Source organism: Paraburkholderia sp. J67, assembly GCF_905220265.1.
Lineage (GTDB): Bacteria > Pseudomonadota > Gammaproteobacteria > Burkholderiales > Burkholderiaceae > Paraburkholderia.
In genome coordinates this window covers 50,260-70,601 of the sequence record NZ_CAJMZK010000020.1, presented here as the reverse complement: position 1 = coordinate 70,601, position 20,342 = coordinate 50,260, and the positions used below count along the sequence as shown (strand labels likewise).

The following is a 20,342-nucleotide window of genomic DNA, read 5'->3' as shown; positions in this document are numbered from 1 at the left end:
CGCCTCGCTCAATGACGACGGCCGAGATACTTGCTCACCACGAATTCGGCAGACACTTCACGGTGGATCTCGCTGATGGCAATCACGCCATTGCGTGCCGTGCGGGGCTCCCAGTCGATCCCGATCGCGTCTTCACCCCGCCCGTTACGCGGTAAGAGAAACATCTGCAAGCCTGCCGTGTAGCAATCGTGCTCCGGAAGGCGCCGGTTGATCTCGTCAACAAACTCCTCGGGTGTCAGAACGGGCTTTCGCATAGTCCGGGTTCCTTATAGGCGTGATCATCGTAGCACGCCGACTCAGGACCAAGGACGCTGCAAGCGGACCGTATTGAAGGCCGCGGGGAGCGCCGGGGAGACTAGCTCTGCACACCCATCTGCGCGCCCCCCAACGCCGTGAGGTCATCAACGCTCGCGCGCCCGGCGAAGTCCACTTCGAAGTCATCGGCCGGGAAATCGGGCGGGCTCCTGCCTTCGCGGAAGCTCGGCAATTGCCGCTGCAAATAGGCCGCGTTTTTCGCGCAAGCCGGCAGCGAGGCGATGTACATCACGTTGCTGTATCCCGTGCCTCGATGCGCATCCTCGACTGCGTGAATGACGTCGCTATGCCAGAAGACGGTGTCGCCCGGCTGCATGAGCGGTATCGACGAGAGCGCACGGAACAAAGGCGCGTGATAGTCCTCTTTGATCGACAATGCCCGCCCCGGCCTTGCGCCGCAAAGATCGTCATCGGCAATGTCATCCTGTAGTGCGCGCAGCAGGATATACACCATCGCGTTCGCGATCGGAACGAGTTGCAGCGTGCCATCACCGGGGCCTTGCCGGGTCAGCGCCGTCCAGCCCTGGAAGGTGCGAAACATCGAGCAAACCGCGGGCGACGCAATTTCCTCCACCTCCGTCCGGTAGGCCGCGTCGAACGGATCGTAATCCCGCCAGTGGCCGGAAAAAACCTTGCGATAAACCTGGCGGAAGTTGGCTTCGATCCATCGCTCGACCGATCCGCCATCGCAATGCGCCGATAAGCCGAGCGACTCGGAACCCGGCGGACGCCGACGCAGGCGATCGGCATAGACCGGAACGTGGTCGGGATCGAAGTGCACGCGCCCCTCGCTTTCGGCGCGCCAGAGGCGGTTCAGAAATACGCGCGCCTGCGTCAGCTCGGCGGATTGACGCGCCTGCACCTGCGGCCCGGACCAGTACACGCCGTAGATTTGCGGCTTGCTCGATGCGAGTTGACCGAAATAGGGGTCTTCCGCGCGATGCTCCAACTTCTTGTCCAGATGGTTTCGCTCGACGTATTGCGCGATGTCCTGATCCCATTGCTCGGCAAGCGCACGGTCGAACACCTTGCGAATCACACAGGCGCCTCGCGCTTTCACCGACGCAATTTGCTCCGCGCTAACGCGCCTGGCCGCGATATCGTCAAACGCGATCTCGGGAATGACGGGCTCGCCGCGCTCGCGAAGCGTCGCGATGTGATCCGCCTGCTCGATCATCGCCGCTTCGACCTCCAGAAACACCTCGCGATAGTTCGGCAGCATCTCGCGAAGCTCGCGCTTTGCCTGACGAATTGCGGAAGGCAGGTCGTCGATCTGCAATGCCATTGCGTCGTCTCCATGTATGTTTTGAGTGCATGAAGCGTACGCTTGCGGGGCGGTGTTGAGTGATACTATCCGGTCAAAGACTTTGCGTTTTCAGACATGAAGGCGGCTTACGAACACGTCGATTTCGGGCAGGATTGTTCCGTGAGGGTTTACCACCGGCGTTTGCGCCGCATTCCCTTCGAATGGCATCACCACCCCGAATATGAACTCACCCTGACCATGAACAGTCAGGGCAAACGCTATATAGGCGACTCCGTGACCGTCTATAGCGCGAATGATCTCGTGCTCGTCCCGCCAAATCTGCCGCATACATGGGCATCGAATCGCTCCATTGACGAACAGACACCGGAGGTCGCCATCGTCATATGGTTCGATGGAACCTGGGTGCGGCGGCTTGCCGATCTGTGCCCCGAATACGCCGGATTGTGCGATCTGATCCGCCGCGCGGCCTGCGGCCTGGCATTCGATGAAGCGGCGGGCCTGCACATGCGTGATCGCCTCGATCGCCTGCTCTGCGAGAAGCCGCGCGAGCGCTTGCAAGCCGTACTGGACATCCTGTCGTTCCTGGCCGAACTCCCCGCTACACCGCTCGCCTCGCCCAGTGCATTCGATACGCAGACTGGCGCCGCAACCGGCCACGAGCCCGAACAGATCAACCGCGTCCTTGCGCTGATAGAAACCCGGTTCGCCCAACCGTTGCGGCTTTGCGCGCTCGCCAAAGCCGCCGGCATGTCCGAGCGCTCACTGACGCGGCACTTTACCCAGCATCTTGGCGAGAGTGTGGGCCGATACATTACGCGCGTCAGGATAGGACACGCCTGTCGTATGTTGACCGACACATCGGTCCCGGTTTCCATCGTTGCCGCACGCTCAGGCTTTTCGAATGTGGCGAATTTCAACCGGCAGTTCAAGATCGCCAAAGCCATGACGCCGGCTGGATTTCGCGAGCAGTTCACCGGCGCCCGGCGCGCCGAGGACGACCTGACACCGGGTCTGACCGAGCGCTCGCCATCGCTTCAGCGTGCGGGCAAACGCGCGAGCCTCTCACGCGGGCGCTAGCACCGGTTGGCTGGCGCGCGCGGCAACGGTGCGCGCGCAACGAACAACGCCACCACGCCCTTCTGCTCGACCGAGACCTCGTTGAAATGAAGACTGAGCGCGGCATGGAGCGATTGCCGTGTGTCGCGCTGATTGTCGAAGATGCCCTTGCGGTTGTATTCACGCTGCAGCGCGCGCCCGAACAGATTGTGTCCAGCTTCGTCGCCGAGCACCGTCGCACCGAACAGCACGCCGTCCGGTGCGAGATGCGCCTTCAGTTGCGCGAACGCGCACGCTTTCTCGCTCATGGTGCCCGGCAAACAATGCAGCAGGTAAAACAGCGCGATCGAGTCGAACTGCCGTCCCTCCAGCATCGTCAGCGGCTGCATGACATCGCCCACCTGCTGCGTAACCTGCGTATGGCCGAGTCGGCGCGCGGTTGCCGCGAGACTGTGCTCATTGAGATCGAGCAAGGTGACCTGTTGACCGGCGTGAAAGCCGGCATGCGCCGGGTAGAACCCGGAACCCACCCCAACCTCCAGATGATTCGCGCTCACATGGCGACGGTAAAACGGCAGCAGCACCTGCCGGGTGCCGCACCGCCAGGCCAGCTGGTTGGAGATTCCCAGTACCCACGCGTCATAGAGCTTCAGGACGAGCGAACCATACACTGCACTGCCGGGCCGCGTATCGAACTGCCGTGCGGAATCAATCATGTGTTCCATATGCTTGCCTTTTCACCATTTCGCCCTTTTACAGGCTGGATAACGCCGCGTCTTACGGTTGCCTGTCGGCAAGATTAACCGTAGAAAAAGAGATGAAAACGACAAGTTTTCACCGCAAACGGACAAACCGTCTCATCGCGCTGGACACCTTGCGCGTGCTCTTGCCTGAGCGTGCGCAAAAAAATCAACCCAGAACGACCCTGACGCCGAGGCAGTCGTTTCCGGCTACCGAAAACCGGATTTCGGCGCTTATTGCGAAACGCTATAAGGCCTTATAAATTTCAGGTTCCTCTCCTCGAAACCCAGCGATCGGGAATTGAATGTGAATGCGACGACAAAAAGTCCGCGTGAGACAGCCAAACAGTTGCGTCGCGAAGCCATCTTCGAGGCCGCCGAACGGCTGATCCGGCGCTCGGGCAGCACGGACTTCTCGATGCAAGACCTCGCCCACGCTGCCGGACTCAGCCTCGCGACCACGTATAACCTGATCGGCCCAAAGGCAACGGTGCTGTATGCGTTGCTAAACCTGCGTGCGGACAGCATTCGCCATGTACCCGAGCGCCTGCACGAAAGCGGCGACCCACTGGGCGTGGTCATGACGAGCGCGCGCTGCGCCGTACAGCGATATACGGGCGACCCTGACTTCTACCGGCCGCTGATGCGCTTCCTGCTTGGCGTGCCGGACCCGGTTCATCACCCGGCTTTCATGGCGCGCGGCCTTGAATACTGGCGAGCAGTCATGTGTCCCATCGGGGCATCGGGACGATCTTCGCTGGATGTATCAGCCGACGAACTCGCGACCTTCGTCCACGTGTTCTTTACCGGCGCACTCAGCATGTGGGTGCAGGCGCATTACGACGAAAACCGTTTCCTGAGCGAACTGGAGCGCTACCTGGCCCTGCTCTTGCGCTCGCTGAGATAGCCCCTGAGATAGACCATTACTCAACTTCAATTCACGCGCAAAGGCACTGAAAATATGAAGGATACCGAAGTTATCATCGTGGGCGGCGGAGCAACCGGCCTCACGGCATCCATGCTGCTCTCGACCTATGGCGTCAAAACGTGGCTGGTGAGCAAGTATCGTCACACCTCGGCCTTACCCAAGGCGCACCTGCTATCCATCAAGACGATGGAGATCTATCGCGAACTGGGCGTCGAAGCGGCCATCCGCGCGCAGTCGTGCCCGGACGAAAATATGCGCTACGTGGGATGGTTCGCGGGGCTCGCCGGTTCGGACCCGGATCATGGACGCGAGATCGCCCGGCTTGGCGCCTTCGGACGAGGCCGTGAGGATCTGGATTGGCGCGGCGTCAGCGATAACGGCTATGCGAATCTTCCGCAGGCGCGGCTCGAACCGCTGCTACGAACGCATGCGCAAGCGCTTGCGCCTGAATCGGTGCACTTCCATCACGAGTTCATGGCATTCGAGGAAGACGGCGACGGTATCGTGGCGACCATCCTCGATCGTGACAGCGATACGCGCTATGAAGTCCGCGCGCGATATCTGCTCGTCTGTGATGGAGGGCAACGGGTAGGCGCGCAACTGGGCGTCGAGATGGAAGGCCATACCGCAGTCGCCACGACGATCTCCGTCCATTTCAGTGCGGACCTGGCGCAAGCCGGCGCGCGCGCCGACGATGTTCTCAACCGGACCATCCTTAATCCCGACAGCGGCGAGCCTGGCGTACTGGTTCCAATGGGCCCGCAAACATGGGGCTCACGTTCGAGCGAATGGGTCTTCAGCATGATCGCCGCTCCCGGCGAGCACAAGCAGGACGACGACACGGCCGCCATCGGCAAACTGCGCAGAACGCTCGGTATCGACACCTTGCCGTTGCAGGTGCACCAGATTACGCGCTGGCCGCTCAACGCGGTGGTGGCTTCGCGCTTTCGTGTGGGCCGAGCGTTCATTCTGGGCGACGCGGCGCATCGTATGCCACCCGCAGGCGCTCACGGTCTCAATACCGCCGTACAGGACAGCTATAACCTTTGCTGGAAGATCGCAGCGGTGCTCAAAGGCCAGGCGGGAGAGTCCCTGCTCGACACTTATGAAAGCGAGCGTCGTCCCGTTGCGCGCGCAACGGTCGATTCGGCCTACGAGAACTGGCAGAACGCGTGGCGCATTGCGGCCTCGTTCGGGTTTTCGCCCACCCACACAGCGGCCGAGAACTGGCAGAACCTGAAGCTGCAATGGGCCGATGGCCCCGAAGGCGACGCCGCGCGCAAACGGGCAACGCAAGGCATTTCGATTGCCTTGTCGACCTACAACCACCTCAACTTCAACTTCGGTTACCGCTATACAAGCGGCGCGATCGTTCCGGACGCCATCGCGGCACCCGAGCCGCTCGATCGTTTTGGCGACTTCCGGCCATGCAGCAAGCCGGGACACTCGCTCGCCCACGCATGGCTCGAAAACACGCGCGGCCGCTATTCCATCAACCAGCTCGTGGGCCACGGACGATTTACGCTGATCGCTGGCGAACAGGGTGAAGCGTGGTGTATCGCTGCCCGCAAACTGGCGGCCGAACTGGGCCTCGCGCTCGACGCGTTCACGATTGGCGTGCATGACGGCGATCACTTCGACTTCCGTTGCGAGTGGCTCAAGCATCGAGAGTTCGGGCCGACGGGCGCATTGCTCGTGCGTCCGGATCATTTCATCGCCTGGCGCGCGATGGCACTCGACGACGCGCCCGAAGCCGTGCTTTCGGCGGTATTGGGGCGGATTCTGTCGCGGCCTTGAGCGACGCGCGGCGGCGCAACGGCCCGCCCCCTGCCCTATGGGAAAATACCCCTCCTATCCAGCGCGCATCGCACCCGAAACAACGCGATGCCCGCTGATCGGCACAAAAGGCACAAAACGGACAAAAGGGAGCAAGGGAGACAGGATGGATAGCGTCGAAAACGCCAGGGCGTTCCTCGCGGTCGCAGAAGTCGGCAGTTTTGCAGGTGCAGCATTGCGCCTGAATCTCGCGCCCTCGGTAGTCACCAAACGCGTCAGCGCGCTCGAAAAGGAACTCGGCCTGCTGCTGCTCCAGCGCACGACGCGCAGCCTGCATCTGACCGCCAGCGGCCGCGACACCCTCGTGCGCGCCCGCGATTTCCTCGCCGCCTACGAGCGCATGATGCGCGGCCCCGACGAGGATGACGGCTCGCGCCTCACCGGCCGCCTGCGCATCAAGGCGCCCTCGTCGTTCACGAATCATTTTCTCGGCGCGATGTTCAACGATTTTTTCCGCGAACATCCCAAGGTCGATGTCGAGTTGCAACTGACCAACCGGCCCGTCGACCCGGTGGTCGAGGGTTTCGATTTCGTCATTTCCGGCCTGCCCGTTGCTTACGATGGGGTCGAGGATTTCCCGCTGTGCCCGTTCAAGCGGCTCGTCTACGCGTCGCCCGCGTATCTGGCCCGACACGGCGAGCCCGCGCACCCGTCCGAACTCGCCACGCACCGCTGCCTGCGCTATTCGTACCTCAATCCGGCCGGCACCTGGAACTTCGTCGAGCCAGGCTCGGGTTGCGCCATCGACGTGGCCGTCAACGGCGCATTCGCGACCAACGATATCGACGCCATGCACCGCGCCACCGTCGACGGTCTCGGCGTTGCCGTGCTGCCGCGTTACCGGGCGCGCGCAAGCGTGCAGTCGGGCGATCTCGTGCAGATCCTCACCGGCTTCGAATTGCCCGACTTCTGGGTCAAGGTCCTGCGCCCCGCCGATCACAGCAACCCGAAAGTGTTCCGGGCGCTGCTCGACCATCTGACGCGCGGGCTCGCCACGCTGGTCGAAGGCGACGGCTACCTTTAACGTTCGCGCCCCCCTGCGCGCGATCCTTTCCGAAAAACGCGTTCTGAAGTTCCGGATCGCTGCTATTTCCCGATCGCCATATCACCGACTATCTCGCCGACGGACGCGCCAGGGCCACTCAGCCCGCGCGCCGGACACAAAACGGGCGCGCTCCGCGCGACCCACGACGAGAGGAGACAGCTTTGAGACAGTGGATGGCTTATGTGCCGTTGGCCGTGTGTGCCGCGGCGGCGCACGCGCAGAGCAGCGTGACCTTGTACGGCGCGGTCGACAGCGCACTGACGTGGTCCAGCAACCAGGGCGGCAAGGCCGCGTGGCAAACCTACAGCGGCGGCCGCGCCGGCGACAAATGGGGCTTGCGCGGCGTCGAGGACCTCGGCGACAACCTGAAGGCGATCTTCGTGCTCGAATCCGGTTTCAGCATCGAAACAGGCGCGGCGCAGCCGGCGAACACCCTGTTCGGGCGGCAGGCGTACGTGGGCCTGAGCGGCAACTGGGGCAACGTCTGGCTGGGTCGTCAATACTCGATGACCAACGACTACTTCGTGCCGCTGAGCACCAGCATGCTGTTTGCGGGGGGGCTGGGCGCGCCGCTCGGCGATATCGACGGTTCGTGGAATTACAACAAGATCAGCAACGTCGTGAAGTACGAGACGCCCGTCTGGCATGGCTTCAACGGTAGCGCGATGTTCAGTCTCGGCGGCACGCCCGGCGATTTCTCCCGCAATCGCGTCTATGGTTTCGGCGCGCAGTACTCGAACGCGGGCCTGACGATCGCGGGCGCCTACATGAACATGCGCACGCCCGCCACTTCGATCTATGGCGCGAGCGCGGCGCCCGTGGCCGGGGCGGCCTTTGCGAATCCGGTGTCGAATCCGATCTTCTCCAACTACGTGAGCGCCGCGAGCCAGCAGGTCGCGGGCGGCGGCGCGCGCTACACGTGGGGCCGCTCGCAGATCGCTTTCCTGTACGACAACATCCGCTTCCTCGACATCACGCGCACCGCGTCGAATCCGTCCGCACCGGCCAATGCCGCCTTCAACGACTATCAACTCACCTACGGCTTCACGCTCACGCCCGCCGTAATGCTGGGCGCGGCATTCCAGTACAGCGTCGCGCCGGGCAGCCGCTATCGCACGGCCTCGGTGGGCGGCGCGTACCTGCTGTCGAAAGCGACCTACCTTTATGGCATCGGCATCTGGCAGCACGCGAGCGGCATCGACTCGACCGGACACGAAGCGGTCGCGGACCTGTTCGGACTCTCGCCGTCGAGCAACGCGAACCAGGGCGCGGTGCGCATCGGCTTGCGGCATCTGTTCTGAACCCGGCCATCGCGACGAGCAACCGACCATGCATCGAGGAGACATTTCGTGAATGCAGTGAATTCAACCCACCGCGCGGACCGCACGGGTCATAGCGACGTGCAGGCGTTCATCGACGAACGCCCGCTCAGCCGCTTCCAGACGCTCGTGATCGTGCTGTGCTTCCTGACCGTCGCCATCGACGGCATCGACATCGGCCTCGCCGCCTATATCGCGCCCTCGGTGCGCGCCGAATGGGGGCTGACCGTCACCCAGCTCGCGCCGATTTTCCTCAGCGGGCTGGTCGGCATGATGGCGGGTTCGCTGATTTTCGGGCCGCTCGCCGACCGTTACGGTCGCCGCCCGGTGATGCTCGCGTCGGTCGCGTGCTTCGGCGTGGCGACGCTCGCGAGTCTCGTCGCCACCAACGTCGCCGAGCTTTCCGCGCTGCGCGTGCTGGCGGGTATCGGCATCGGCGGTGCGACGCCCACGGCCGTCACCCTGACCGCCGAATATGTGCCCGCCCGCCGCCGCCTCACGCTCATTACCGTGATGCTGTGCGGCAATTCGCTCGGCTCGGCATTCGGCGGCGTGATCGCGTCGCAGATCATTCCGCGCTTCGGCTGGCACGCGATGCTGGTGGTCGGCGGCGGCGTGCCGCTGGTGTTGCTCGTGGTGCTGTGGGTCCTGCTGCCCGAGTCGATGCGCTATCTCGCGCTGCGCCGCCCGGAACGCGAGGCCGATCTGTTCGCGCTCGGCCGGCGCATCGCGGGCAACGCGCTCGCGGCCGGCACGCGTTTCGTCGCACTCGAATCGCGCCCGGGGCGCGCCGCCGTGCGCGAGTTGCTCGCGCTGCCTTACCGGCGCGGCACGCTGCTGGTCTGGACCACGTTTTTCATGGGCCTCTCGGTGCTGTTCCTGATGGCGAGCTGGTTGCCGACGATCATCACGCACTCGGGCGGCTCGATGCGCGCCGCCGCGCTCACTACCGCACTCTGGTCGGTCGGAGGCACCACAGGCGGCCTGCTGATCGGACGCATCATGGACGGCAGCCAGCCAAGCCGCGTACTCGGCATCGCCTACCTGTGCGCCTGCGTCGCCATCTGCGTCGTTGGCCAGGCATACGCGACGCCGCTCGTCGCCGCGCCGTTCGTGTTCATCGCGGGCATGTGTATCAGCGGCACCCAGGTCGGCGTGAACGGACTCGCCGCCACGCTGTATCCCACCGCGATGCGCGCCACGGGCGTCGCGTGGGCGACCGGCATCGGCCGCTTCGGCTCGATGCTCGGCTCGGCGCTCGGCGGCTATCTGCTGTCGTCGGGGCTCACCTATAGCGTGCTGTTCGCGCTCGTCGCGATGCCAGCCGTGATCGCCGCCGCCTGCATGTTCGCGATGCCGCGCCGCGAGACGCAGCCGCTCGCCGCGCCCGCGACCTGACGGGCCACCCGACCATTTTCGATCGATTTTTCGCAATACGGAGTTCACTTCATGGCCCTATCCGGCTCCGCGTTTCTCGCGCTCTGGAATGACGTCGACGCCGACGTCGAGGCGGATTACGAGCGCTGGCACACGATCGAGCACGTGCCGGAACGCGTCGGCATCCCAGGCTTTCTCGCCGGGAGACGCTATCGCTCGGACGGCGCAGACGCCGCCAGCCAGGCGCGCTACTTCACGCTCTACGAAGTGTGGGACGCGTCGGTGTTCGAATCGGCGGCCTATCGTGACGTCATCGATCATCCGACGCCGTGGTCCGCCACGATGCGCCCGCGCTTGCGCAACGTGATGCGCGCGACCTGCGAAGCCGCCGGATCGTTGGCGGGTCAAGGCGCGCATAGCGTCGTCGGTGATGCCAACGCCATCGCCTGTGCCCGCTTCTTCTGCGCGCCGCACGCCGCGCCGCAGATTCAGCCGCTGCTCAACGCCTGCGCAAGCCTCACGGGCATACGCGCGGTCTATCTCGGCGCGACGCACGATTCGGTGCCCCAGGCATTCCAGCAGTGGTCGAAAGGCGCAGCGCCCAGTCACGTACTGCTGATCGAAGGCGACGACGAAGCCGTCCTGCGCGCCGCGCGCGCCGACATTGCAAGAGCGATCGCTACGCATGCGCCGTCGAGCGAACCCGCGACGATCGACATCTATACGCTCGCGTTTCGCATCGAGCACGCGCAGGTCGACGACTCGCTGCGGCGCGCCGCCAGTGCGCCCTTTTCTATTGACGCCCATTCAGAACATTCAGGACATTGATGATGCAGGCCCTACAAAAAACCACCGCTGCGTTCGGGCTCGAACTGCGCGACGTTCCCGCACCACAAGCGCCCGCCGAAGGCGAAGTGATCGTCGAAGTCGCCGCGGCTGGCATTTGCGGCAGCGACGTTCATATCTACGACTGGTCGGGCGGCTATGACTTCCTGAAATCGGCCTTCCCGGTCACGATCGGCCACGAATTCGCGGGCCGCGTGGTCGAAACCGGCGGCAATACGGGCACGATCGCCGTCGGCCAGCCGGTCGTCGTGATTCCTTCGGTCGAATGCGGCGTCTGCGAAGCGTGCCGCTCGGGGCGAGTCGATGCATGTCGCGACCGCCGCGGCATCGGCATGTTGCGCGACGGCGCGTTCGCCCGCACCGTGCGCGTGCCCGCCGCGAACTGCCTGGCGTTGCCCGACGACATGGATCTGGGCATCGCGGCACTCGGCGAGCCGCTGTCGATCGCCATGAGCGCGGTCAAGACCGCCGAGGTCGCGGCCGGCGACCGCGTACTGGTGATGGGCCCGGGCACGATCGGCCAGGGTATCGCGCTGCTCGCCAGCGTGCGCGGCGCCAACGTGGTGGTCGTGGGCTACGACGACGCGGACCGGCTCGCGACAGTGCGTGCGCTCGGCATCGAGCAGACTTTCGATCTGCGCGAGCACGCGCTGGCCGACATCAAAACGCACACCGGCATCGACGAATTCGACATCGTCATCGAAGCGACCGGCGTGCCCGCGACGGTGCAGGCCGGGCTCGATTGCCTCAGGCCATCGGGCGTATTTGTGATCTGCGGGATTCACGGCAAGCCGGTCAGCTTCGACGCCGCAAAGCTCGTGCGCAACCGGCATCAGATTCGCGGCACCTATCGCGCCACGCGCGCGACGTGGGCCGAAGTGCGGGATTTCGTGGTCGCCCAGCAGGCGCGTGTCGCACCGATGGTGACGCATCGACTGCCGCTCGCCGACGCCATCGCCGGGTTCGAAATGGCGCGGCAGAAGATCGGCTCGAAGATTCTTCTGCTGCCTTAACCGCAACGTTCCGCCTCAATTGCGCCGGTGCGAGGGTCGCATTGGCGCTCATTTATGCCCAACGGATAAGCGAGGGAAACACCAGGGTTTTATCTCGCCTGGGAGTACGACGAACCTCGGCCGCGCGGTGAGTTGCCTTGTTAAAATCGTTCACGATCGCTTGCGTCGCTGAGTCCCTTTGCGTTGAGTCCCCTTAAGCAGAGGGCATCATCGGTTCGCAATGCGCATCGAATTTGCCGGATCGCGCGTTGATGAAGTCGAGAGTCTTCGACCCACACGTGCAGCGGCGCCGTTCGATTCCGACCTTTTGAGGCGATGCAATGAGTGGCCAGACTCAGCCGTCACACTTCATTCTTTTCGTTGACGACGACGAGATGTCACGCACCCTTTTTGCGCGCGCCACACGCGGTCTATACCCCGTTCGCCTCGCCCAGGGCGCGCAAGAAGCGATGGCGATCCTCGAACGGCACGCCGCGGAAACGGCCATCGTGGTGACGGACTTCCGCATGCCGGGCTGCAACGGCGACGATCTTCTGCGTGAGATCGCCGGGAAATATCCGCATATCGTGCGCATCCTCGTCACGGCCTATGCGGACAAGGACCTGCTGCTGAATGCGGTCAATACCGACAACGCATTTCGCATCATCGAGAAGCCGCTGAGAATGGAGGCGGTCAATGAGGTCCTGAGTCTGGCGCTCGCGCACTTCAACGAGCGCGAGGCGCGTCACCAGCGCCTGCTGGCGATGGACGAGACCCTGGCCTTTCTCGCCCACGAATTGAATACGCCGCTGGCGACGATCGCGCTCCATGCGCGCGCCATTGGCGAGGATCAGCCCACCGAATCCGATGCCGAGCGTCATGCCCGCTTCGCGGGCGCGGCGTCCTCGATGCTGAACAACGCGCAGTATTGCCTGAGCCTGATCGAGTCCTTCTGGTCGACCATCAAGGATGGCGGGCACCGGCCGTCATCGGCCACGGGCGGGCACGAGGTCCGGGCCACGCGCCTCGTTGCCGGGCTGATCGAAACGTATCCGTTCTCCGGCTCCCAGCGTGACTGGATCCAGGTCGATATACAGGGCGATTTTGTGGTCAGCGCCATGCCTAATTGCGTCGCCCTCGTCCTCTCCTCACTGGTGTCGAATGCCCTGCGGGCGCTCAGTGGCAACAGTGGCACAAGCGCGCCATTTTTGCGTATCGAAGTGGTCGCGCGTCCGCGCCCGGCGATCCGGGTCTGCGATAACGGTCCCGGCATTGCACCGGACATCAAGGCGCGCCTCGCGCACGACGTGGTGACCACCCATGCCGGCAACGGCGGGCACGGCATGGGCACGATCTTTTGCAACCGCATCATGCAATCGGTCGGCGGAAGCCTGCTGATCGACTCGACCGTAGGCGCGGGCACGACGGTCACGATGGACTTCGGCAACGCCAGGAATCGGGTTCGCGCCATCGACGAGCCCGACGCACTCGCCGATCATTCTGCGCGCGGCACCTTGTCGTAACTTGGGTAGCCCTGGTAGCTTCGGCCGGTCATCGCAGCAGTCGCAGCAAAATACGCCTCCAGCGCATCGGCCGAGCGCTCGCCCAATGCCGTGGTCCGCTCCAGCCAGTCGGGCTCCGCGGGCCACTGGCCGTCCACCAGTCGTGGGTAGATCGGCCGCACCCAGGCGTGCAAGGCCTGCGCCCCCATATTGCCGCTCACGCCCAGCAGGCGATGCAGCGCCGCATGGGCCGCTTCGATATCGCGCTTCTGTGAGGCTTCGGCCAGTTGCGGCAGGAGCGAGCGGATCTGGGCAATCCCGTTGAGGAAGGTCTGATCCAGCAAATCCAGTCTGGCCAGTTCGTCGAGTTGCTTTTCGTCGAGCAGGTCGTCTTCGGGCGCCAGCGGGCGCGCATCGCCAGGGGCGAGCGAGGCCGCCGAAGCGTTCCCCTTCATCAGGTTGCCCGCCACGTTGCCCAGCACGCGCTGCCGCGCGAACTGCCTCGCCAGCGCGGCATAGAGCGCGCCCACCTGAACCGGCTTGGTCACCACTTCGTTCATGCCGGCGGCCAGACACTCCCGCACGGCGTCCATGTCGGTTTGCGCGGTCAACGCGACGATCGGGATACGGGCATAGCGATCGGTGCGGGCACGGATCAAGGACGCGGCCTCCACGCCGCCCATACCCGGCATGTTCATATCGATCACGATCGCGTCTATGCAGGTGCCGTCCTGGAGGCTGTTCAGGCTGGCCAGCACGGCATTGCCGTTCTCGGCCTCGATCACGCTCGCGCCACAGCGCTCCAGATAGGCCTTGGCCACGAGCCGGCTGTAGGTGTCGTCATCCGCCACGAGCACCAGCTTGCCCTGGAAGCCGTCGATGCCCTTACCCAGATGCTGGCGGTCGCCCTTTTCGAAGAGCGCTTGCAGCGCCGCGATCAGATCCATCGTGCTGCTGGCTTTACTGATCACGTCATCCATCCCGGCGCGCCGCGCGAGGACGTGAGCCACATTGCCCGACTCCGCCGTAAAGCCCGCGATCAGCACGTTCCGGTTCGGAAAATCGCGACCTGCGCGAATGCGCTCGGTCGCGGTATAGCCGTCCATGACCGGCATATTCACGTCCATCAGGACGAGGTCGAAAGGCGGCGTCCCCCGATCCTGCAGCAGGGTCAACGCCCGCTGGCCGTTATCGGTCTCCCTCACCTGGGAGCCCAGCTTCTCGAGCACGCGCTGCACCTTGGCGCGCTGGTCGGCGTCGTCATCGACGAGAAGAATGCGTTTTCCTTCAAAGACCGGCATCGCGCGATCAAAAATCTCGCGCTCGTGTTCGGCGAACTCGCGCTCGGACACGGCGGGAAAACGCAAGGTGAACTGCGTGAACGCGCCGAGCTCCGAGTGGCAACTGATCGTGCCGCCGAAGGCGTGCATCGCACGCTGGCAGTAGGCGAGACCCAGACCCGTGCCGGCCGAATTGCCGGCCGTGCGGAACGGTTCGAACAGATGCGGCAGCACCTCGGGCGAGACGCCCGGGCCGGTGTCGCGAACCACCACCGTATGGCGGTCCACCATCAGCGTGAGCGTGGCCGACGGCTGCACCGCCATGTGATGAAGCGCGTTCTTGATCAGGTTGAAGAGCGTGAACAGATAGACCGTTTCGTCGATCTTGAAGACGAAATCGTCCAGCACCAGCAGCCGAACCTTGCTGCGCTCGACTTCGTCGGCAAAGCCGTATTCGTCGAGCGCCTTGCGGGTGGTATTCGCCGCGCGCAGATAGACGAGATGGTCCGAGCGCAGGGGCTTCGCGCTCACTTCGTCCAGCGTCATCGCAATGATGCGCAGGCCGCGCTCGATCGAGAGCTGGCCGTGCGCGAGATAGCGATAGAGCAACGCCGAATTCGCGTGCGTCAACACCGTGGTGCGATCGAATTCGGTCGACGGAGGCAAGGTTTCTTCGATGCCGTCGAGCACGTACCTCAACTGGCTAAGCGGATTGCGTATTTCGTGAGCGATCGAACCCGCCAGCGCCTTGAGCGCCCGGTTCTTCTCGACAAAAATGCGCCCTTTGCCGATCGCATGATTGAAGGCCATGCTGCACAGCACGACGACCGGCAGCAACGCGATGTTCGAAATATCGGCGGCGCTCAGGATGATGGGCGTGGGCGACGTGACGAACGCCGCCAGCGAACTGGCGACGATACCGATGCCAATACAGCCCATCAGCAAAAGCGGGCTGTCGATGCACAGCGCCATGATGAAGATCATCATGACTTCGGTCATCATCCACATCGTGGAGAAGCCGTTTCTGATCGCGAGGAACGTGCAGACGAACGGCAGCACGTAGATCAGGCAGGCATGCCAGTAGATGAGAAGATGCGTGCTGAATCGTTTGGGCCAACGCGCCTGAAAGATCAACGGCACGCAGACGAGCGCCGCGCTCAAACGCAGAAATAGATTGTCATACGGCTGCGGCAGGACATAGGTCCAGACGACGTAGTAAATGGGGTGGCACAGGAGGCCGAGTATGCCCCCCCATCGTATTGCAAGCCGGCTTCGTTCGAGCATATCCCTCATGCTTTCGCGCGGCATCACCATCAGGCCTCCAAAGACGCTTTTATGACCCTACCAGTTCTGGCAAGGCGTTGTGCTGGACATCCGTCACGATCGGCGAGCCGTTCTTCCCGTGGAACGGTCCCACCGAAAACCCGTATTTCTTCAGCAAACCGTGAGTATAAGAAACGGACCACACGGGCGGGCTGCCAACGATGAAATCGGAAGCAATGCCCTCCTGCCAGGCCGCATAACCTTCGGCGAAACAGGTATAGCAGTCGCGGGTGCTGGGCAGTCTGAACGGGTACGCCGTATTCAGTGATGCCGGACCACGTGCGAAGCACTCAATATATAGCGTCTGGCCGCGCGAGGCGAGTTCTGCCTCGACACTTGCCGCCCGCGGATGCGAGTCGTCGATCCAGAACCGCGCACGCCTGAGGTCGGCCGCGCTCAGGTAGGGCACGCTGGTGCTGCTCGCAAGGATTGCACCATCGAACTGCGGCAATGGCGTGTCCGGGCTGAAGGTGTGCACCGACACCTTGACGCGCCCTGTGAGATCGGACGCCAGCAGCTCGTTCGCCTGATCCCTGAGCAGGTTGATCTTGTCCGGCAGGTCGATCAGCACGAGTTCCTTCGGCGCATCCTTGTAGAGCACGTAGCGTGCAACCGTCGTGCCCAGCCGGCCAGCCGCGCCGAACAGCGCAAGCTTCGTATTGCCGAACTCGAGCCCGGTTTCGTTGCAGCAATGCATCGCCCATTCCTTGAGCATCGCCGCCGTGGCCGCGTGACCGGTGGTGATATGCGGCGGCTTGATCGGACGCGGCAGCGCGCCATAGTTACAGGCATACGGTGTGGACGCACCCATCGCGACCATGTTCAGCCCCGCTTTCCTGGCCAGTTCGAGCGCCGGAAAAAATTGCGCCTCGCGGAATCGCTTGATGCCGCGCGCACTGCCCAGCCAGAGTTCGAGCGGGACCGGACACGCGATATTCGCACCGATGACCTGGGAGCCCGAATAGATCGTCGAGGCAATAAAGGGCGCCGTGTTCCAGAGGGCTTCCTCGAACGAGGCACTGCGTTGCCTCACGTTATGCAATGAGAATGAAAGCGTTTCCCAGTCGGTCGCGTGAAACAGAAAGCCGATACCGCCTTGTCCCGCCGGCAGGTTGTCGCGGATCTCTTCTGGGTGGATGGTGCGTTTGAGTGTCAGCGGCGCGCTGCCGAGATCCAGACTCGAATCGATCTGCGTGTGGAACTCGCCCGGAAGTTCGTTATGGATTGACATCATTTATTTCCCTTCGTTTGAAATCGCGCCGAGACGTCGGCGCGGAGTCGCCAGTCCGGATTGACCGACGATCCTTCAACTCTAGAGAAATTTGCGGGCGTGTAGCCGTACGATCGTGCCTGAATGCACGACGCTTAAGTCGTCCTGCGATCGACCGGGAGGCCATCGATGCGGTGGCACCGCAGACAAGAGGGAGTACGAAACACCTGGCCGCTTGAACTGCACGGCCACTGCGCAGCCGTGTGCGGAAAAATTTGCCGGACTGATGCACCTTGCATCTACCGGCTCAACGCTGTTTCCTCGCGTTTGCTGGCCCGTCCTTCGTACTCATGTCGATCCTCAGAACCGGTGAGTCATGCCGACCCCGGCCAGAACCTGCTGCGTGCCCGGCGCGCTCACCGCGACGCCCGGCCAACTGACCGTGGAGCTTCCGTTGTTCTTGATGTAGCCGGCCCGCGCATAGAGACTGGTTCGCTTCGACAGCGCATGATCGACACCCACCTGAACGCCCAGCGCGTTATCGTGCGCGCCCCGCACATCGCGCTCGGTGAAGGCGATTTCGATCACATCGGCCGATGTGGCCTGGACGGTGGCGCCCAGCTCGGCCGTGCTGCTGGAATGGGCCGTGCCGAGCAGTGCCGCCAGCGACCGGGCGGCGGGATTGTCGGAGCGCTGATAGGCGTAGTTGAATTGCAGGTTCACGACGCCGATCCGCCAGGCAATCGCCCCGATAAAATGCTCCGTTCCCAGCAGGCTGAGCGAGCCAGGCAATCCGGCAATCGTCTGTTCTCCAGAATGTTGATTGACGTACGCCAGACCGGCGTAAAGACCATAGCCCGAATAACTCGCCCCCACGTTGAGCATATTGCCTGAGGTGGAGGGCGTGGGTTGGGTCACCGTCGCTGCGAACGCGTACATGCCGTAGAACCGGAGACCGCTCAGGTTCGGCGATTGAAACAGGATGGCGTTGCTTGCGCGGCCATTGCCGGACTGGGTGGACAGCGTGTTGCGGTCGACGGCCAGCACATTGGCCGACATGGGCGAGAGCACTTCGTTCAGGCGGAACGGATCGGTGGGATACACCACGCGGAAGCTCGGTACATATTGGCGGCCGAACGTGAGCGAACCGTATTGCTCGCTGGCGAGCCCCACCCAGGCCTGGCGATAGAAAAGCGACGTGGTATCGGCGAACAAGGCGCCGCTATTGATGTTGTAGCCGCCTTCCAGATCGAATTGCGCGGAGAGTCCGCCGCCCAGATCTTCCGTTCCCTTCAAGCCGAAGAGCGAACCGCTCGCGCCGCCACTTCTCTGCGAGATGGCGTGCGCGCCGCCGTTGTCGAGGTACTGGACAAACGTATCGGCCACGCCGTACAACGTGACACTCGAATCCGCTGCAACGGCATTGCCGGCGGCAAGCGCGAGCGTGCCCCCTACAACGCCCGTGACGAACAAGCGCATGCATGTCTCCTATGTTGTTGTGCCGCGATCCCGGTGCGGTGACGCGGAGTCGCCGGTGTTCACCGGCCGGGGTAAAGCGCTCCTGCATCGGGGCGCGCGCCCCGTTCGAGCCTCAGACGCGTCCCCTGACGGGAATCAGCGCGCCGGTAATGGGCGCGGCGTCCTCCGACTGTAGAAAGACGATCACGCGCGCCAGTGCCGAAGGATCGACCCAACGCGACGCATCGTCATGCGACATGGCGGCCCGGTTGGCGGGCGTATCGATGATGCTGGGCAGCACGGCATTGACCGTAATGCCCCGATCCTTGAACTCCTCGGCCAGCGCTTCGGTCAGCCGGGCGACACCCGCCTTCGACGCGGCGTAGGCGCCCATGCCAACGCCCGCATGATGGGCCGCCAGCGCCCCCACGTTGACGATGCGCCCCGCGCCGCGTTGCAGCAGCCAGGGCAGTGCGGCCTGCGAGGCGCACAGCGCGCTGCGCACATTGAGCCGGTACATGCGATCCCAGGTATCGGCATCCCCGCTCTCCACCGCTTCCCAAACGAAGCCGCCCGCCACGTTGACGAGGCCATCGAGTCCATTCAAGCGCTCGGCCGCCGCGGACAAGACGCTTTTCGCTGCTGCGCTATCGCTCAGGTCAACGCCGCCCCAGTTCGCGCCGTCCTCTTTCATACCCGCTGGCCGCGGCGCCTTGTCGATCCGCGCGACGCGCGCGCCCGCCGCCTCCAACGCCTTGCCGACTGCATCGCCTAACGCCCCAAAGGCTCCCGTCACGACGATGCGTTTTCCTTCCAGTACCTGACTCATGCAAACTCCAGATCTTGCTCAATGCGTGGTGATGTGAATGTCGATGCGCTAGCGCGTCACGCGACCGCTCGAATCGGCGAGCGAATCAGTCGGAAACTGCCCGGCCGATTCGTCGCTATAGATCTGGCCGCCGAATTTCAGTGCGCTGTATTCGCGGCTCGATTGACACAGCGGATAAAACATCTGGTGATGCCAGCGCTCCGCCCCGAACAGTTGATCGTCACGCAGGCCGACTTCAGCGGGATAGCGGCGCGTAATATAAGCAGTACCAAACAACACGTCCCATAAAAACAGCAGATTGCCGAAGTTGCCCGAGTAATGGCCGATACCATCCAGGTTGGTGATCGCATGATGGGCGCGATGCGTGGCCGGCGTGGAAATGGTGCGCTCCACGATCCACATGAGCGGATGCAGCGCGCGGATGCGGTAAAGCGGCTCGTCCCAGGCCCAGGCGCAATGGGCGCCAAGAATGACCACGAGTTTCACGACCAGGTAGACAAAGTAGACGGTTCCAAAGCCCAGATAGAGCATCGACGCGCCCACCCAGAGGCCCGGCATCATCAGGTAGTAAAAGAAGTTGTTCCGGTAGGTGATGCGGATGCTCATATACGACGCGGAATGATGCGCACGATGAAGCGGCCAGAGATGCGCGGAATGCGAAATCCGGTGCCACCAGTATTGCAGCATGTCGTCGCCCACCAGCAGGATGCCGGTCATCGCCCACCAGGGGAGCGTGGACCAGGCATTGCGAAGTTCAGGCGCGAAACGCTGGCCGAGCGCATCGGTAATCAAAACGATGAGCGGTTGCGTGAACACCAGCAAGCTCACGGACATCATCAATTCGAGCGCGGTGTCATTGGCGCTGGCGTGAACGGTGTTGCGATAGCGCTTGCTGACGATTTCAGCCAGAGCGAATCCCGCGATGGCAACGGCAATCAGCAACCAGGTCATTTTTTCGTGCATACGAGTGGATTCTGAATAGATGGAGAGGGAAGCCGACGACGGGCAGAACGGCTTGC

17 protein-coding genes are annotated in these 20,342 nt (G+C 63.3%); 9 read left to right on the top strand and 8 right to left on the bottom strand.

From position 1 onward, the window contains the following. Positions 1 to 8: 8 nt before the first annotated feature. Both U5782_RS28720 and U5782_RS28715 read right to left on the bottom strand, forming a co-directional pair. Positions 9 to 254, bottom strand: coding sequence for a hypothetical protein (locus U5782_RS28720; RefSeq protein ID WP_322047247.1), 246 nt, complete (start codon positions 252 to 254; stop codon positions 9 to 11). 101 nt (positions 255 to 355) lie between these two features. Beyond that, complete coding sequence (locus U5782_RS28715) at positions 356 to 1,600, bottom strand: DUF1479 domain-containing protein (protein WP_322047246.1); 1,245 nt, start codon at positions 1,598 to 1,600, stop codon at positions 356 to 358. A gap of 96 nt (positions 1,601 to 1,696) precedes the next feature. On the opposite strand from U5782_RS28715, the gene U5782_RS28710 reads away from it, so the two are divergent. Beyond that, complete coding sequence (locus tag U5782_RS28710) at positions 1,697 to 2,659, top strand: helix-turn-helix domain-containing protein (protein ID WP_322047245.1); 963 nt, start codon at positions 1,697 to 1,699, stop codon at positions 2,657 to 2,659. Here the strand turns inward: U5782_RS28710 and U5782_RS28705 are convergent. Beyond that, positions 2,656 to 3,363: a class I SAM-dependent methyltransferase gene (locus tag U5782_RS28705; protein WP_322047244.1), complete on the bottom strand. Its 708-nt coding sequence runs from the start codon at positions 3,361 to 3,363 to the stop codon at positions 2,656 to 2,658. The two genes, U5782_RS28710 and U5782_RS28705, sit on opposite strands and share 4 nt — an antisense overlap. Before the next feature lie 322 nt (positions 3,364 to 3,685). On the opposite strand from U5782_RS28705, the gene U5782_RS28700 reads away from it, so the two are divergent. From U5782_RS28700 to U5782_RS28665, 8 genes are all read left to right on the top strand, one after another. After that, on the top strand, positions 3,686 to 4,285 hold the full coding sequence (locus tag U5782_RS28700) for a hypothetical protein (RefSeq protein ID WP_322047243.1): 600 nt from the start codon (positions 3,686 to 3,688) through the stop codon (positions 4,283 to 4,285). Between the two features lie 54 nt (positions 4,286 to 4,339). Continuing rightward, positions 4,340 to 6,103, top strand: a complete 1,764-nt coding sequence (locus tag U5782_RS28695; protein WP_322047242.1) for an FAD-dependent monooxygenase — start codon at positions 4,340 to 4,342, stop codon at positions 6,101 to 6,103. 145 nt (positions 6,104 to 6,248) lie between these two features. Further along, positions 6,249 to 7,166, top strand: coding sequence for a LysR family transcriptional regulator (locus U5782_RS28690; RefSeq protein WP_322047241.1), 918 nt, complete (start codon positions 6,249 to 6,251; stop codon positions 7,164 to 7,166). A gap of 182 nt (positions 7,167 to 7,348) precedes the next feature. Beyond that, on the top strand, positions 7,349 to 8,488 hold the full coding sequence (locus tag U5782_RS28685; protein ID WP_322047240.1) for a porin: 1,140 nt from the start codon (positions 7,349 to 7,351) through the stop codon (positions 8,486 to 8,488). 48 nt (positions 8,489 to 8,536) lie between these two features. Beyond that, complete coding sequence (locus tag U5782_RS28680; RefSeq protein ID WP_322047239.1) at positions 8,537 to 9,904, top strand: aromatic acid/H+ symport family MFS transporter; 1,368 nt, start codon at positions 8,537 to 8,539, stop codon at positions 9,902 to 9,904. A 51-nt stretch (positions 9,905 to 9,955) separates the two neighbouring features. After that, positions 9,956 to 10,711, top strand: coding sequence for a DUF4286 family protein (locus U5782_RS28675; protein WP_322047238.1), 756 nt, complete (start codon positions 9,956 to 9,958; stop codon positions 10,709 to 10,711). Next, positions 10,711 to 11,742 carry a zinc-dependent alcohol dehydrogenase gene (locus tag U5782_RS28670; protein ID WP_322047237.1) on the top strand — a complete coding sequence of 344 codons (1,032 nt, stop codon included), beginning with the start codon at positions 10,711 to 10,713 and terminating at the stop codon, positions 11,740 to 11,742. Before U5782_RS28675 ends, U5782_RS28670 begins: the two co-directional genes overlap by 1 nt. Positions 11,743 to 12,062: 320 nt before the next feature. Beyond that, positions 12,063 to 13,244 (top strand): hybrid sensor histidine kinase/response regulator, encoded by a 1,182-nt coding sequence (locus U5782_RS28665; RefSeq protein WP_322047236.1) that lies wholly within the window; start codon positions 12,063 to 12,065, stop codon positions 13,242 to 13,244. Here U5782_RS28665 and U5782_RS28660 read toward each other — a convergent pair. The 5 genes from U5782_RS28660 to U5782_RS28640 form a co-directional block, all read right to left on the bottom strand. Further along, positions 13,217 to 15,817: a hybrid sensor histidine kinase/response regulator gene (locus U5782_RS28660; protein ID WP_322047235.1), complete on the bottom strand. Its 2,601-nt coding sequence runs from the start codon at positions 15,815 to 15,817 to the stop codon at positions 13,217 to 13,219. The genes U5782_RS28665 and U5782_RS28660 overlap by 28 nt on opposite strands. 19 nt (positions 15,818 to 15,836) lie before the next feature. Next, entirely contained in the window at positions 15,837 to 17,057 is a 1,221-nt protein-coding gene (locus U5782_RS28655) for a hypothetical protein (protein WP_415914424.1), read from the bottom strand. Positions 17,058 to 17,396: 339 nt separating this feature from the next. Beyond that, positions 17,397 to 18,515 (bottom strand): porin, encoded by a 1,119-nt coding sequence (locus tag U5782_RS28650; protein ID WP_322047233.1) that lies wholly within the window; start codon positions 18,513 to 18,515, stop codon positions 17,397 to 17,399. A 112-nt stretch (positions 18,516 to 18,627) separates the two neighbouring features. After that, entirely contained in the window at positions 18,628 to 19,323 is a 696-nt protein-coding gene (locus U5782_RS28645; RefSeq protein ID WP_322047232.1) for an SDR family NAD(P)-dependent oxidoreductase, read from the bottom strand. Between the two features lie 48 nt (positions 19,324 to 19,371). Next, complete coding sequence (locus tag U5782_RS28640) at positions 19,372 to 20,286, bottom strand: sterol desaturase family protein (RefSeq protein WP_415914422.1); 915 nt, start codon at positions 20,284 to 20,286, stop codon at positions 19,372 to 19,374. Between the last annotated feature and the right edge of the window lie 56 nt (positions 20,287 to 20,342).

Coding starts and splice junctions, on each gene's coding strand:
- U5782_RS28720 (WP_322047247.1), bottom strand. CDS start 254: ATGCGAAAGCCCGTTCTGACACCCGAGGAGTTTGTTGACGAGATCAAC.
- U5782_RS28715 (WP_322047246.1), bottom strand. CDS start 1,600: ATGGCATTGCAGATCGACGACCTGCCTTCCGCAATTCGTCAGGCAAAG.
- U5782_RS28710 (WP_322047245.1), top strand. CDS start 1,697: ATGAAGGCGGCTTACGAACACGTCGATTTCGGGCAGGATTGTTCCGTG.
- U5782_RS28705 (WP_322047244.1), bottom strand. CDS start 3,363: ATGGAACACATGATTGATTCCGCACGGCAGTTCGATACGCGGCCCGGC.
- U5782_RS28695 (WP_322047242.1), top strand. CDS start 4,340: ATGAAGGATACCGAAGTTATCATCGTGGGCGGCGGAGCAACCGGCCTC.
- U5782_RS28690 (WP_322047241.1), top strand. CDS start 6,249: ATGGATAGCGTCGAAAACGCCAGGGCGTTCCTCGCGGTCGCAGAAGTC.
- U5782_RS28675 (WP_322047238.1), top strand. CDS start 9,956: ATGGCCCTATCCGGCTCCGCGTTTCTCGCGCTCTGGAATGACGTCGAC.
- U5782_RS28670 (WP_322047237.1), top strand. CDS start 10,711: ATGATGCAGGCCCTACAAAAAACCACCGCTGCGTTCGGGCTCGAACTG.
- U5782_RS28665 (WP_322047236.1), top strand. CDS start 12,063: ATGAGTGGCCAGACTCAGCCGTCACACTTCATTCTTTTCGTTGACGAC.
- U5782_RS28660 (WP_322047235.1), bottom strand. CDS start 15,817: ATGGTGATGCCGCGCGAAAGCATGAGGGATATGCTCGAACGAAGCCGG.
- U5782_RS28655 (WP_415914424.1), bottom strand. CDS start 17,057: ATGTCAATCCATAACGAACTTCCGGGCGAGTTCCACACGCAGATCGAT.
- U5782_RS28650 (WP_322047233.1), bottom strand. CDS start 18,515: ATGCGCTTGTTCGTCACGGGCGTTGTAGGGGGCACGCTCGCGCTTGCC.
- U5782_RS28645 (WP_322047232.1), bottom strand. CDS start 19,323: ATGAGTCAGGTACTGGAAGGAAAACGCATCGTCGTGACGGGAGCCTTT.
- U5782_RS28640 (WP_415914422.1), bottom strand. CDS start 20,286: ATGCACGAAAAAATGACCTGGTTGCTGATTGCCGTTGCCATCGCGGGA.